We start from the raw sequence: 13,461 nt of genomic DNA on the forward strand, positions 1-13,461 counted from the left end.
CACCCCGGGGATCAGCCGGGTGCGTTCAGTCGCAGGTCAGTGTCGGCGTCGCGGCGGTACCGCCGCCAAGGAAGCCGAATGTCGTCGAACCGTTCGCCGCCAGCGAACCGTTGTACGAGGCGTTACGCACCGTATAGTTCGGGGCGCTTCCGCTCAGCGTGCCGTTCCAGAGCTGACTGATCGTGGTGCCGCCCGGGAAGCTCATCCCGACGGACCAGCCGGTGAGCGCCGAGGTGCCGGCGCGTACGGTGACCTCGCCCTGGAAGCCGCCCTGCCACGAGTTCACCTGCCGGTACGAGGCCGAGCATGCGCCGGTCGGGCCGCCGGTGGTCGGGGGTGGGGTGGTGGGCTGGCCGGTGGGTGGTGGGGTGGTGGGTTGGCCGGTGGGTGGTGGGGTGGTCGGGCCGTCGGTGAGGGTCGGGGTCTGCCAGTCGCGCCACTGGGAGAGGTTGCCGGCGGCTTTGCTGGCGATCCGTATGGTGCCGGGGGCGTTGCCGGTTTTGAGGAGGTATTTCTGGATGTGTTGTTGCAGCGGGGTTCGCCACTCGGCGCGGTTGGCGCAGTGGCTGCCGTCGGAGACGTCGGACCAGTAGGTGATGTTGTCGCCCGCGCCGAGGGCCTTGTAGACCTCCGCTCCGCCCAGCGCCGCCACGCTGGCCGAGCGGGGGCCGAGGTTGGCGATGTGCGGGTTGTCCATGATGAACAGGCCACGCGGGGCGACCATGGCGACGATCTCGTGGGTGTCCACCGGCAGGTTGTTCGGGTTGCCGGTGAAGGAGCCGAACGCGTCGCCGAGCCACGGCTGCTCGCCGTAGGCGCTGCTCAGACTCTGCGCACCCTCGCCCGGGATGCCCCGGAAGATCGGCACACCGGCGCTGCCGGACTCGATCGGCATGGTCAACGCGATCCGCTGGTCCAGCGCACCCACGGCGAAGGCGCCCTTACCGAACCGGGAACAGCCGGTCACGCCGATGTCGGTACGCAGGACGTTGCCGCCGGAGGACTCGATCACGTCGATGATCCGGCTCACCCCCCACGACCAGGCGGCCAGCAACCCGGTACTGCTCGTGTTGCCGTAGATGCTGTAGAACGCGCCCTGCTTGTTGCTACGCGGCGTGCCCTCCCGACCCACCACGTACGGGTCATAGTTGATCACCGCCGCGCCGGCGGACCGGATCGCCGCGGTGTCCGCGCCGAACCCGCCCAACACCACGACCGCCGGGAACGGGCCACTGCCACCGGGCAGCTGCACACTCGCCGAGAAACTCGAACTCCTACCGTTGTGCGACACGTTCACCGTGATACTGCTGCCCGACACCGTGCCGGTCACACTCGACGGCTTCGCCGGCTTGTCACCGTAGACGTAACGCTCGACCAGTTCCCTGACCTGCGCCCGCTGGCACCGCCAGTCGGCCTTGCTGGAGATACGCGTGCCGTCCAACCTCCGGAACGGGTCAGGCAGCCGCGAGTTCGCCGTCAACGAACCAGGCACCGACACCGGACAATCGGCACCCTCGTCCTCCACCGGCGAAGCCGCCAGCGCGGGAGTAGTGGACTGAAACACCACGGTTGCCGCTCCACCGACCACGAGCGCCGCTACCGCCAACGCGACGATCGTGGACCGGAACCTGGAGCGACCTGAGCGGATGACCATCTGGTCTCTCCTCTTATGAGGGGGTGGTGGGAAGGTGGGCGACTGCAACCGTCGAGGCAGAGTGGCCCGGGATGTTTGCATAGGCAGCTATCGATGTGATCGATAACATAACTCGGCCCTTACCTGCACGCAACCCTCGTAGCCCCAGCCTGGTACCGCGTCGCAACGCGGTAGCCGGCGTCCCGACGGTGCTCGACGCCACGCGGGAGGTCGGCCGCGCCGCTGTCAACCTGTCCGGAGCCGGCCGACGGTTGACCTGAAGCGTGGTTGAGGTTTTAGGCTTTCGTGGTGGATGAGGGAACGGCGCGGGAGCCGTTGACCGAGCGATTCAGGGAGGCCTTTCGTCGGTACCCGACGGGTGTCGCCGTCATCTGTGCGGTCGGCGCTCAGGGACCTGTCGGGTTGACCGCCTCGAGCGTCGCGTCGGTGTCAAGGACGCCACCGGCACTGTCCTTCTCGCTCATGGGCACGCCCACGGCACGGGCTCTCCTCGAAGCGCCCAACTTCGTCGTCCACCTGCTGGGGGCCAGGCACGCCGGATTGGCCCGGGACTTCGCCCGGGCGGGCCGACCACGCTTCACCCCGGAACAGGGTTGGAGCACTCTGCCGACCGGGGAACCGATCCTGCCCAGCGCCCTTGCCGCACTTCGCGTCAGGCCGCTGCAACGTGTGGCGGTCGGCGACGCGACTCTCGTCGTCGCCTCCGTGATGGAGGTCTTTCACGGTCCGCACGACGGGCGGCTGATCTATCACGCCAGCAGGTTCGTCACCTCATCACTGTTGCCGGAAGGAATCTGATGCCACTGCCCCGCCTTTTCCGCCCCCGCCACGTCGCGAGCGCACACTGCGATCTCCCCTGTGGCGTCTACGACCCGGCCCAGGCCCGCATCGAGGCCGAATCGATCAAGGCGATCTGCGAGAAGTACCAGGCCAGCGATGACCCGGAGTTCCGGTCCCGCTCGCTGGTCATCAAGGAACAGCGGTCCGAACTGGCCAAGCATCACCTCTGGGTTCTGTGGACCGACTACTTCAAGGCTCCGCACTTCGAGAGGTACCCGCAGCTGCACACGCTCTTCAACGAGGCCACCAAGCTGGCCGGCGCCAGTGGCGTGAAGGGCTCCGTGGACCCGGCCGTCGCGGAGCAACTCCTCACGAAGATCGAGGAGATCTCGAAGATCTTCTGGGAGACCAAGCAGAGCTGATCCGGCGGAACCGGGTGTGCCCCGGCACCCGGTTCCGCACACGCCGCTCGGAGGAGGACGCATGCCATCGCGCACCGCCTCGTCAGCTGCACACCGGCCCCGAACCACCTCCGAAGGCGGTGCGGGCGGCGAGGGTGCGAGCCCAGAGGACCGCCTCACCATGGGGGAGGTCATCGCCCGTACCGGGGTGCCCGCGTCCGCTCTGCGCTTCTACGAGGGCAGAGGACTCATCGTCGCCGAGCGAAGCGATGGCAACCAGCGCCTCTACCGGCGGCACATGCTTCGCCGCATCTCACTCATCCTCGTCGCCAAACGGCTCGGAATCCATCTCGTCGAAGTTGCCAAGGTCTTCGCCACCCTGCCCACCGACCATGCGCCGACCCATCGGGACTGGCAACGCGTCTCACGGTCCTGGAAAAGTGAACTGGAGAATCGTCGGCGGTACATCGAGAATCTCGAGCATGAGCTGGTCGGCTGCATAGGGTGTGGATGCCTTTCGATGAAGGCATGCAGCCTCCTCAACCCGGGCGATGGACTCAGCGAACGTGGTCAGGGGCCGGTGCGCCTCGACGAGCTCTATCGATAACGACCGGGGGTCTGCGAGTAACGGCTTCGGGTGCGCCAGGTAAGCCCTGGCCAGTGCTTCCGCTGGCCAGGGCTCGCTTCTGTCCATGTGGGCTTGAACCGCCTCCGAAACCTCCCGGGAACATACGCCGGGGATCAGGACGGCCCCAGAGGTCGGCCTATTCGGCCAGGAAGTCGGTGATGTGTTTTCCCGCCACGGCCCGGGCGGGCTCGGCGGCGGTCAGCAGGTGGTTGCGGCTGTCGAGCGTGACGAGTCGGCTGCCGGAGATGAGTGCGGCCAGTTCGGTGGCTTCCGTGGCGGGAACCCGGGTGTCTCCTCGGGAGTGGAGGATGAGCGTGGGGCAGGTGATCTTCGTGGCGAAGGGGAACATGTCGGCGTGTGACATGGTCTCGAGCATGCGGATCGCGTTGCCGGGTGAGGTCGTTCGTCGTTGGAAGTCGATGAGTGAGTCCCATGCCTCCGCAGGAGCGTTGGGGAGAAATTGGGCGGCGAAGGCTCGCAGGTAGCGGCGGTTGCGGGTCTGCCAGCCGACCGTGGCCAGGTCGAGGTCGAGGTCGGCCGCTTTCTGATCCAGTCCGGTGTCGGCTCGTGCGTGTCGACCCCGTGCGTGGGTGCCGACGAGGACCATCCGGGTCACTCGTTCGGGCCGCAGGGCGGCGTACGCGATGGCGATGGCCGTACCGTCGGCCGCGGCGACCAGCGGGAAGCGGTCGAGCCCGGCGGCGTCGGCCACGGCGTCGAGTTCGTCCACCCACTGCTCGGGTGATCTGGCCGGCGGGCACCAGTCGGACATGCCTCCGCCGCGTGCGTCGTAGCGGATCAGGCGTCGGCTCTGGGTCAGCTCGTCCGCCCAGTGCGTCCACATCGGGCAGGTCCGGTCGAGGTCGAGGTGGGCCAGCCAGTTGGCGGCCTTGACCAGGGGTGGGCCGGTGCCTGAGGCCGCGTAGGCGATCCGGGTGCCGTCGTTGGTGAAGCAGAAGCTGACGGTCTCGGCGGATGTGGTGCAGTCGCGTCCGTCCGGTGGGCTGGCTGGTGCTGTGGCATCGTCGGTGCCTGGTGTGGTGGCCGGTGGAGGGTTCAGGCCGGCGAGAAACTGGTAGCCACGCCGGTGGTGGGTGCGGATGACCTCCTGCCGGGTGCCGGTGTCGCCGACGGCGAGGCGAGCGGTGCGCAGGGCTGTGGAGAGTGCCGCCTCGGTGATGAAGCCGTCCGGCCAGACAGCTCGGAGCAACTCGTCCTTGCTGACGATGCGATGCCGGTGCGTGGCCAGGTAGCACAGCACGTCGAAGGCTCGGGGTTCGATCCGGACTTCCAGACCGCATTGCCGCAGTTCGAGGCCATCTATGTCCAGCTCGTAGTGGCCGAACCGGTATGTCCTATGTGCCATGGCTGGGATCGTACAGACGGCATTGCTGTTCTCCTGCCGAGTCTCCGACACGTTGATCTGGCCGCCCGTGCGCCTGTCGGGACAGGCCGTCGGGGCCGGTGGGTGTTGGTCCGTGGCGGGTGTACACGGCGAGCGGCGTTGCTGGGCGGACGTGCGAGAGCCGGCACTCAGGATCGGTCTACGGGTCCATGTGTTGTCCAGATACCGACATCGGCGGGTCGACGTCGCGGATGTGCTGGTCGGCGGCCCACTCTGGGGAGACCTCATCGGTTGATCAGCGTTGTCAATACTTTCCTCAGATCTTCCTCAAGCGTCGGTGCCTGGGCCGCCCATACGCTCGCCCGGCGAGCTCACCCCGCATGCGCGATGCCAGACGCATCGGCTGCTGGCGGCGGGCCTGCCTCATCCGAGCCTCGGCACGTTTCCGGTGCTGACCCACCCTCGGTTAATGGTGCAGGCATCGTCGCGGCCTGGGGGGACGAACGAAGGGACGGCTCGACAGCGATGCGCATCAAACTCAGAAGACCGACATTCAACAGAGAACCCGGGCGACGGCGCAGCGCGACGCCCCTGCGGTTGCTCGCTGTTCTGGCCGCCTTGCTCGCCTTCGTGCCCGGGACCGTTGCCACCGCCGACCCCGCCCACGCGCGGACCGCCGCGAGCAACGACTGCCAGAAGGCGGCGGATGTCTTGGGCCTCATCGGCGACGCCGCCGGTATCGTGCCCGTTCCGGGCGCCGGGCCGGCCTCGGGTCTAATCGGCCTATTGTCCGACATCGGCTCGGGCTGGCTGTGCGGTGGCGAGAGCGTCGCCCAGCAGTTGACGGAGATCGCCATACAGCAGGCGCAGATCGTATTCGAGCAGAACATGGTCGAGATCTTCGATGGGAACTTCAACGACGAGGTGGAACGGCTGGAGAACCTGCCGAAGCTGCCGGACTACCCCACCGACTCCGACCGCCAGGACCGGGTGGCGTTCCTCAACGGCATCTGGACATCTCTCAGCTCGCTCGAGTCGACGGGCGGAACCCTGAGCTTCGCCGCCCTGCCGGGCATGACCGCCCTGGCCGGCGTCAAGATGGCCACGTTGGAACTCGCCATGGAAACCCAGACGGCGCGACTGCAGAGCTGGCGCGACCTGGCTGCCGCTCGGACGACGGAGGCGGACGACAGCATCGTCTTCCTCAACGAGCTGAAAGCCAAATTCGATCAGCACCTCAACGGCCGCTTCACCCGCCACATCCAGACCTTCCCCAATGAGTGCGCCACCGTGTGGTGCTATTCCCGGGCGAGGATCTATGTCCGGGACAACTACCTGAAGAAGACGCTGTACGACAGCGGCGTGATGTCCTGGTCTGGCATCATCGCGCCCAAACCGCCCGAGCAGCCGGAGTACAAGAGCGCCCTGGCGCACGCTGACAACCTGGTCAACACCCGCACCAATCAGGTTCGCGCCACGTACATCACGCCTGAATTTTCGACCGTCATGGCCGCGCTACAGGCGCACAAGAGCACGCCCAACCCGCCGTTGTTCCAGCTCAAGGAGCCGCGGTGCAACGAGGGTAGCTACCTGATCCTGCAGTCCGTGACGCATGACTTCCTCACGGTGACCGCCAGGGACGGTATCAGCAGCGGGACGTCCCTGTGGATGCTCGGCGACCTGGATTTCGCCAGGTCACACGACGGCTCGCAGTTCAGGCCCATCCGCTACGGCGACTCGTTCCTGTACCAGGTCCGCGGCATCGATCTCACCATGCACACCGCCGGGGGCTCTGAGGCCGGCCACCTGATCAGGCTTGAGGGCGATCGGAACTTCGCCGAACATCATCCAGAGTCACTGTTCGAGACCTACATCACCGCCAACGATCAACTGATCTTCAAGGTCAGCGACCGGGACCTGACCATCGGCCTCTCCAACGGAGAGCACACCCATTCCGAGCTGGTCCTGAACAAGCCGCTCGCGGCGGCGATCAATGACAAGAGCTCCCGCTTCCGATTCCACTGTTACCCCGACCCCAAGCCGAGGCCGTAGCAACGACCGGGCCGCGCCGGTGTCCCGCCCCGGGTCTGATGGAGACATCGGCACCCGGGGCGGGATCGGCGCGGCCGGCACCGAAGAAGTACTCCGGTCCGTGGATCGCCTGGCCGAGATTTCTTGCCAGTGGGGGATGGATCGACAAAACTCAGTGCTGAGAGCGCTCTCTCGGTCACCCTCGCGCCGGACGGGCCGGTCGACGGCCCGCTCCGGCGGGTGCCGAAGACTGCCGCCACCGCTCACAGGTCGGGAGACCCCGCCATGTCTCACGCATGCACGCGCGCCGACCACCCGTCCCCAGCGAACCGCTGACACGCACCAGAGGAGTCCCCATGATCCCCTCCACAGTTCCCCGCCTGTCGCCGCCGTCGGACACAGGACCGGTCAGAGCCAGAGCCAGGACCGCGATCCTCGCCGTACTCGTCCTGCTGCTCGGGTCGTACACCGCACTGACGGGCGACGAGGCCCGCGCCGCGGGCGCCCTGCTGTCCCAGGGCAGGCCGGTCACCGCGTCGTCGACCGAGGGCGCCGGCACACCGGCGAGCGCGGCCGTGGACGGTGACACCGGCACCCGCTGGTCCTCCGCCTTCGACGACGCGCAGTGGATCTACGTCGACCTGGGCGCGAGCGCCACCATCGACCAGGTGATTCTGAACTGGGAGGCGGCCTACGCGACCGGATTCCAGATCCAGACATCGGCCAATGCGACGAGCTGGAGCACGATCTACAGCACGACGACCGGCACCGGCGGGGTGCAGACCCTCGCCGTGGACGGCACCGCCCGGTACGTGCGGATGAACGGCACGGCGCGGGCCACGGGCTACGGCTACTCGCTCTGGGAGTTCCAGGTCTTCGGCACGACCGGGACCACCCCACCGCCGACCGGCACGCCGATCTCCGAGTTCAAGCCCGTCACGGCCTCCAGCTGGGAGGGCGGCAACGCCCCGGCCGCCGCGCTCGACGGACGCACCACCACACGCTGGTCGAGCCAGTTCAGCGACCCGCAGTGGATCCAGGTCGACCTCGGCGGCACCGCCACGGTCAACCGCGTCGTGCTCAACTGGGAATCGGCGTACGCGACGGCGTACCGCATCGAGACGTCGCCCAACGGCACCACCTGGACCACCGTCTACTCGACGGCGGCGGGCACCGGCGGGGTGCAGACGCTCGCCGTCAGCGGCACCGGGCGGTTCGTCCGGCTGACCGGCACCGCGCGGGCGACCGGCTACGGCTACTCGCTCTGGGAGTTCCAGGTCTTCGGCACCGTCGACACCGGCGCCACCACACCGCCCCTGCTCTCCGGACCGACCAGGCCACCCGCGACCACCGGTCAGTTCGCGCTCTCCGCACCGGCCGACGGCGCGATGGTGACCAGCACCCGGCGCCCGGCCCTGTCCTGGGCCGCGGTCGGCGGCGCGGCGCGGTACCAGGTCTGGATCAACGTCAGCCGCACCGACTACGACTTCGCCCAGCCCGGAAACCTCATCGACCTCTACACCAGGGTCGCCGAGCCGACCGGCACCAGCTACACGCCAAGCTGGGACCTCCCCGACCGCTGGACCTACAAGTGGTATGTCGTCGCGGTCGGCGGATCGGGCACGACCACCACCTCGAACATCCGCCGGTTCAGCGTCTACCTGCCCGAGATCGAGACCGTCGCCGACGGCGTCGGCATCGTCAACGGGGCCCGCGACCTCAACCGGAACGGCTCGGTCGAGCCCTACGAGGACTGGCGGCAGCCGGTCGAGGCCCGGGTCAACGACCTCCTCTCCCGGATGACGGCCGAGGAGAAGGCGTACCAGATGTTCTACAACGCCCAGGCGTTCCCGCGCTCGGGCTGGCACTTCGGCCCGGCCCAGCCGCAGGACCTGCACACCATGCTGATCGCGTCCTCCGGCACCCGGCTGGGCATCCCGTTCGTCTCCGCCGGGGACACCATCCACGGGTACGAGACGACCTGGCCGACGCAGAGCGCGCTTGCCGCCGCGAGGGACTACCCACTGGACTACCGGCTCGGCGACCTCCAGCGGCGCGAGCAACTGGAGGTGGGCACCCGGGGCGTGCTCGGCCCGCTCGCGGAGGTCGGCACGAAGGTGATCTACCCGCGCATCCAGGAGGGCAACGGCGAGAACGCCGACGTCGCCGCCGCCCAGGTGCGGGCGCTGGTCGCCGGCCTGCAGGGCGGCCCCGAACTCAACCCGAGGTCGGTGCTGGCGACGGTCAAGCACTGGCCCGGCGAGGGCGCGGGCGGCGAGGCGCTCATCGTCTTCGACGAGGTCACCATCAAGTACCACATGATCCCGTTCCGGGCGGCGATGGAGGCCGGCGCGGTCAACATCATGCCCGGGTACGCCGGAAGCTCCTACCTCGACCCCGGCGGACCCGGCGCCGGTGACAGCGCGAAGATCCTCGCCTACCTGCGCCAGAACCTGGGTTTCACCGGCCTGATCACCACCGACTGGCTGCCGTCGGGCTCCTGGGTCGGGGCGGCCAGGGCCGGCTCCGACGTGATGGGCGGCGCCGACCCGGGTGCGGCGGGCTTCTCCATCGCGACCTTCACCGCCAACGTGCCGGCGGCGCGCATCGACGACGCGGTACGCCGGATCCTGCGGCTGAAGTTCCAGCTCGGCATCTTCGAGACGCCGTACGGCGACCCGGTCAACGGTCCCTACCGGTTCCACCAGCCGGCGTACACGCAGTTGATCAACCAGGCGGCGCGCAGGTCGATGACGCTGCTGAAGAACACCGGCGTGCTGCCGATCCGGCTCAACCCGGGCGACAACATCGTGGTCGCCGGCCCCCGCGCCACGGACGGCGGCGCCTGCTGCGTCTGGACCAGCTACTTCCACGAGCAGTACGGGTCGAAGACCATCCTCGACGCGGTCCGGGCCCGCGCGGCGACGGCCGGGGTCAACGTGCACCAGGACACCGGTCCGAACCCGAAGCTCGCGGTCGTGGCCGTGGGCGAGGGCTCGTACACCCACGGCACGCAGTGGGTGAAGGAACAGCCGTACCTGCCGCCGGACCAGCTTGCCCTGATCCAGAACTTCCAGCGACAGGGCATCCCGGTCGTCGTCGCCCTGGTGCTGCCCAGGCCGTACGTGATCACCGAGTGGCACGACCTGGCCAGTGCGATCGTGGTCACCTATCGCGGTGGCGAGGAGATGGGTCCGGCGCTGGCGAGCCTGCTCTTCGGCGACTACGCGCCGGGCGGCAGGCTGCCCTGGCAACTGCCGCGCAGCCTCGACCAGGTGTTGCGGCCGGGCGGCACCGACATTCCGGCCGACGCGACGGAGCAGTGGGACCTGCCGTACGACCTCGGCGCCACGGCGGCGCAGCGGACCGAGATCCGTAACCGCATCAACGCCGGACAGGCGGTGCCGACCAACTACGGCAACCCGCTCTATCCGTACGGCGCGGGCCGGACCGGCTTCTGACAGATGGCACCAGCGGCCCCCGTGCCGGCTGTCCTGGACGGGCTCGGCCCGCCCGTCCAGGGCAGCCGGTGCTCAGGAGGCGGTGCAGACCGGGGTCAGGCCGGTGGCCGCCCCGGTGCCCTGGAAGCCGAACTCGGTGGACTGGCCGGCGTTCACCCGGCCGTTGTAGCTGACGTTGCTGAACCGCACGGTGCCGCTGCTACCGCTGCGGTTGGCGTTCCAGGCATTGGTCACCGCGGCCCCGGACGGCAGGGTGAGTTGGACGCTCCATCCGTTGATCGGCGCGGCGCCGGCGGTGACCCGCACGGTGGCGACGAAGCCGCCGGTCCAGGAGTTCAGCGAGACCGTGGCCGAGCAGCCGGTGGCCGGCGGCGTGGTCGGGTTCGGTGGCGTGGTCGGCGGGACGGACGGCGTCACCGGCGGCGTGGTCGGCGGGACGGACGGCGTCGCCGTCGGGGTGCCCGGCGAGGTCGGGTCGGTGGAGACGTCGCGCCCCTTGTTCAGCTCGTCGAGGACCGCGTGGTAGGCGGCCTTCTTCTGGTAGTTTCCGCCGCCGCCGGTGAACAGCAGGCCCCGCTCCGAGGATCGCCACGACTCGCTGTCGGCGATGCCCCAGACGGTGATGCCGGTGCACCTCGCGACGTTCAGGCAGGCCCGGACGACCTTTCGGTAGTTCTCCGCCTGGCCCGCGCCGATGTCGTTGTTGCTCAGGTCGTCGTCGATGTCCAGTTCGGTGAGGTGCACCTCGACGCCGAGGTCGGCGAAGCGCTGGATGTTGGCCTGTAGGTCGTTGGTGATGATGCTGTTGGGGTTGTCGTTGAAGTGCGCCTGGAACCCGACGCAGTCGATGTACTGCCGGTAGGTGCGGACGATGTCGTACAGCGCGTTGGCCTTGCGGTTCGGGGTGCCGCCGGAGACGGTCAGGCCATCGACGTCGTAGTCGTTGATGCAGAGCTTGGTGCTCAGCCCGCCGGCCTGCACGACCTGTTTGGCCCGGATGAACGAGTCCCGGATGACGTCGGTGTCGCCGGCGTCGAAGTAGTCACCGTCGCCGTTCGCGTCCCGGCTCAGGCTGTGCGGCCACTGGGTACGGCGCCGGCCGGTGTTGTTGTCGTCCAGCGCCTCGTTGACGACGTCCCAGTACGCGATCCTGCTGCCCCAGCGGTTGATGGCGTTGCCGATGAAGGTGTTCAGCGTCCCCTGGCTGGCACCCTGCAGCGCACCGGCCTGCGAGTGCCACACCAGCGTGTGCCCGCGGACCAGCATGTTGTTGGTCTGGGCGTAGTTGACCAGGGTGTCCGCGCTTCCGGTGTTCTGCAGTCCACCGCTCGACGTGGCGATCGTGGCCGGCTTCATGTCGTTCTCGGGAGTCAGTTGGTTGAACTCCTGACCGACGATCGAGGAGAGTCGGCCCGGTGAGGCGGCGACGCCGAAGAACAGCCCGGCCTTGGCGGCCGCGGCCCGCAGCGTGGTCTCGGCCGCGGCGGCCGGGTCGATGGCCTGGACCGTCACGGCGCTGCCCACCAGCAACAGCATCGCCATCGGCAGAGCCACCCTAGTAACTTTCTTGCGCTGCCTCAGGCTGCTGTTCACGGGACCTCCTCGACACCTGACGCCAGTAATCGATGCTCATGCATGCCTTGAAAGGTCAGTATCGGCATCGGCCGGTCACGCTGTCAACAACTTCCGGAAATATTCCGGAAATCATTGGTGTGGTCGAGGAGTCGGCGAATGGATGTTTGCGCAGGTAGCAGAAATTCGGGGCCGGATCGGTGGATTCGGGTAAGAGGACAACGTCCGATCGTGCCTGTCGTCGATGCCACGGATACCGAAACATTCGTGGGTGTCAACCGGCGCGCGATGGGTGGCCAGTGGCCGATGACCATCAGCGGTGGCATCTCCGTACTCGCGATCCGGGGTGGCTCGCCGACCGCCCCTGAGAAGCGGCCGCCCCCAGGGAGAAACTGCCGCTCAGGGAGATGCTGTCCGGGCTCGCGGCATTCCGTCGCGACCCCGGGGTCAGGCCGAGTCGCGTACCACCAGGGTTGGCTGGAAGGTGACCGAACGGGGCAGGCGGCCGGGCGACGCGATGTCGGCCATCAGCAGCTCGGCCATCTCGGCGGCCATCTCTTCGAGCGGCTGCCGGACGGTGGTCAGCAGCGGCCGGCAGTCCAGCGCGGCACTGCTGTCGTCGAAGCCGACCACGGCGACCTCGTCCGGTACCCGGCGGCCCAGGTCCTGCACCGCACGCAGCGCGCCCTCGGACATCAGGTCGCTGGCCACGAAGAGGCCGTCCACGTCGGGATGTTGGGCCAGCAGCCGGTGAGCGCACTCTTCGCCGCCGGCCCGGGTGAAGTCGCCCTCCACCGAGGGCACGTCGGCGAAGCCGCGGTTGGCCAGGTACGACCGGAAGCCGTCCAGCCGGTCCAGCCCGGCCGGGATGTCCAGCGGGCCGCTGATCGTGGCGAGCCGCCGGCAGCCCCGCCCGAGCAGGTGCTCGGCGGCCAGCCGAGCGCCCAGCCGCTGATCCACGTCGGCGTGGCTGATCGGGATGGGCTGCGCCGGACGTGCCGACAGCACCGCCGGGATGCCCAGGTCGTGCACCTGCCGGGGCAGCGGGTCCCGTTCATGGCTGCTGATCAGCAGGACGCCGTCCACGTGACCCTGGCGCAGGTAGCGGATCACGTGGTGGTGGTCGCTGGAGTCGGTCGGAATGATCACCAGATGGATGTCGTGCAGCCGCAGCGCGCCGGTCGCCCCGGCGGTGATCCGGCCGAAGTAGGGATCGGTGAAGACGCGGTTGAGAAACGACGAGTCGTCCGGGCGGTCGGGCTCGGAGATGACCAGGGCCACCGAGTTGGTGCGGCGGGTGACGAGGGTACGGGCGGCCAGGTTCGGGACGTACCCGGTCGCGGCTATCGCGCGCTGCACCATCTCGCGGATCTTCGCGTCCACCGTCGGCGCGCCGTTGATCACGCGGGACACGGTCGCCCGCGACACCCCGGCCGCCTCGGCGACCTGGTCCATCGTCGGGTTCCGCCCGCCGCGTGCGGGCCGCGTCGTCATGGCGTCTGTTATATAGCACCGGGTCGAGTGGCTCAGAGAGCGCTTCCCCGCTCTCCGGAGGGTGGGAAGGAGGCCGGGGCGGGGATGGTCCCCGC

At 68.6% G+C, this 13,461-nt stretch carries 9 protein-coding genes; 5 read left to right on the forward strand and 4 right to left on the reverse strand.

Going from position 1 to position 13,461, the window contains the following annotated elements:
• Positions 1 to 25: 25 nt before the first annotated feature.
• Positions 26 to 1,441, reverse strand: a complete 1,416-nt coding sequence (locus ACN27G_RS32215; RefSeq protein WP_421496430.1) for a cellulose binding domain-containing protein — start codon at positions 1,439 to 1,441, stop codon at positions 26 to 28.
• 501 nt (positions 1,442 to 1,942) lie between these two features.
• On the opposite strand from ACN27G_RS32215, the gene ACN27G_RS32220 reads away from it, so the two are divergent.
• The 3 genes from ACN27G_RS32220 to soxR all read left to right on the forward strand — a co-directional run bounded on the left by ACN27G_RS32220 (position 1,943) and on the right by soxR (position 3,442).
• On the forward strand, positions 1,943 to 2,452 hold the full coding sequence (locus ACN27G_RS32220) for a flavin reductase family protein (protein ID WP_421496431.1): 510 nt from the start codon (positions 1,943 to 1,945) through the stop codon (positions 2,450 to 2,452).
• Positions 2,452 to 2,856: a superoxide dismutase, Ni gene (sodN, locus tag ACN27G_RS32225; protein WP_421496432.1), complete on the forward strand. Its 405-nt coding sequence runs from the start codon at positions 2,452 to 2,454 to the stop codon at positions 2,854 to 2,856. Before ACN27G_RS32220 ends, sodN begins: the two co-directional genes overlap by 1 nt.
• Before the next feature lie 61 nt (positions 2,857 to 2,917).
• Positions 2,918 to 3,442 (forward strand): redox-sensitive transcriptional activator SoxR, encoded by a 525-nt coding sequence (soxR, locus tag ACN27G_RS32230; protein WP_421496433.1) that lies wholly within the window; start codon positions 2,918 to 2,920, stop codon positions 3,440 to 3,442.
• Positions 3,443 to 3,599: 157 nt separating this feature from the next.
• Here the strand turns inward: soxR and ACN27G_RS32235 are convergent, their stop codons facing one another.
• Entirely contained in the window at positions 3,600 to 4,829 is a 1,230-nt protein-coding gene (locus tag ACN27G_RS32235) for an alpha/beta fold hydrolase (protein ID WP_421496434.1), read from the reverse strand.
• 504 nt (positions 4,830 to 5,333) lie between these two features.
• Between ACN27G_RS32235 and ACN27G_RS32240 the strand changes: the two genes are divergently transcribed.
• Positions 5,334 to 6,860, forward strand: coding sequence for a hypothetical protein (locus ACN27G_RS32240; RefSeq protein WP_421496435.1), 1,527 nt, complete (start codon positions 5,334 to 5,336; stop codon positions 6,858 to 6,860).
• Positions 6,861 to 7,195: 335 nt separating this feature from the next.
• Positions 7,196 to 10,300 (forward strand): discoidin domain-containing protein, encoded by a 3,105-nt coding sequence (locus ACN27G_RS32245; RefSeq protein WP_421496436.1) that lies wholly within the window; start codon positions 7,196 to 7,198, stop codon positions 10,298 to 10,300.
• A gap of 72 nt (positions 10,301 to 10,372) precedes the next feature.
• Here the strand turns inward: ACN27G_RS32245 and ACN27G_RS32250 are convergent, their stop codons facing one another.
• Positions 10,373 to 11,842: an endo-1,4-beta-xylanase gene (locus tag ACN27G_RS32250; protein ID WP_421496437.1), complete on the reverse strand. Its 1,470-nt coding sequence runs from the start codon at positions 11,840 to 11,842 to the stop codon at positions 10,373 to 10,375.
• A gap of 477 nt (positions 11,843 to 12,319) precedes the next feature.
• A complete protein-coding gene (locus tag ACN27G_RS32255; RefSeq protein WP_421496438.1) occupies positions 12,320 to 13,366 on the reverse strand; it encodes a LacI family DNA-binding transcriptional regulator in 1,047 nt (348 codons plus the stop codon).
• Positions 13,367 to 13,461 lie beyond the last annotated feature (95 nt).

Source organism: Plantactinospora sp. WMMB334 (genome assembly GCF_049179095.1).
In the GTDB taxonomy this organism is placed as follows: Bacteria; Actinomycetota; Actinomycetes; order Mycobacteriales; family Micromonosporaceae; genus Plantactinospora.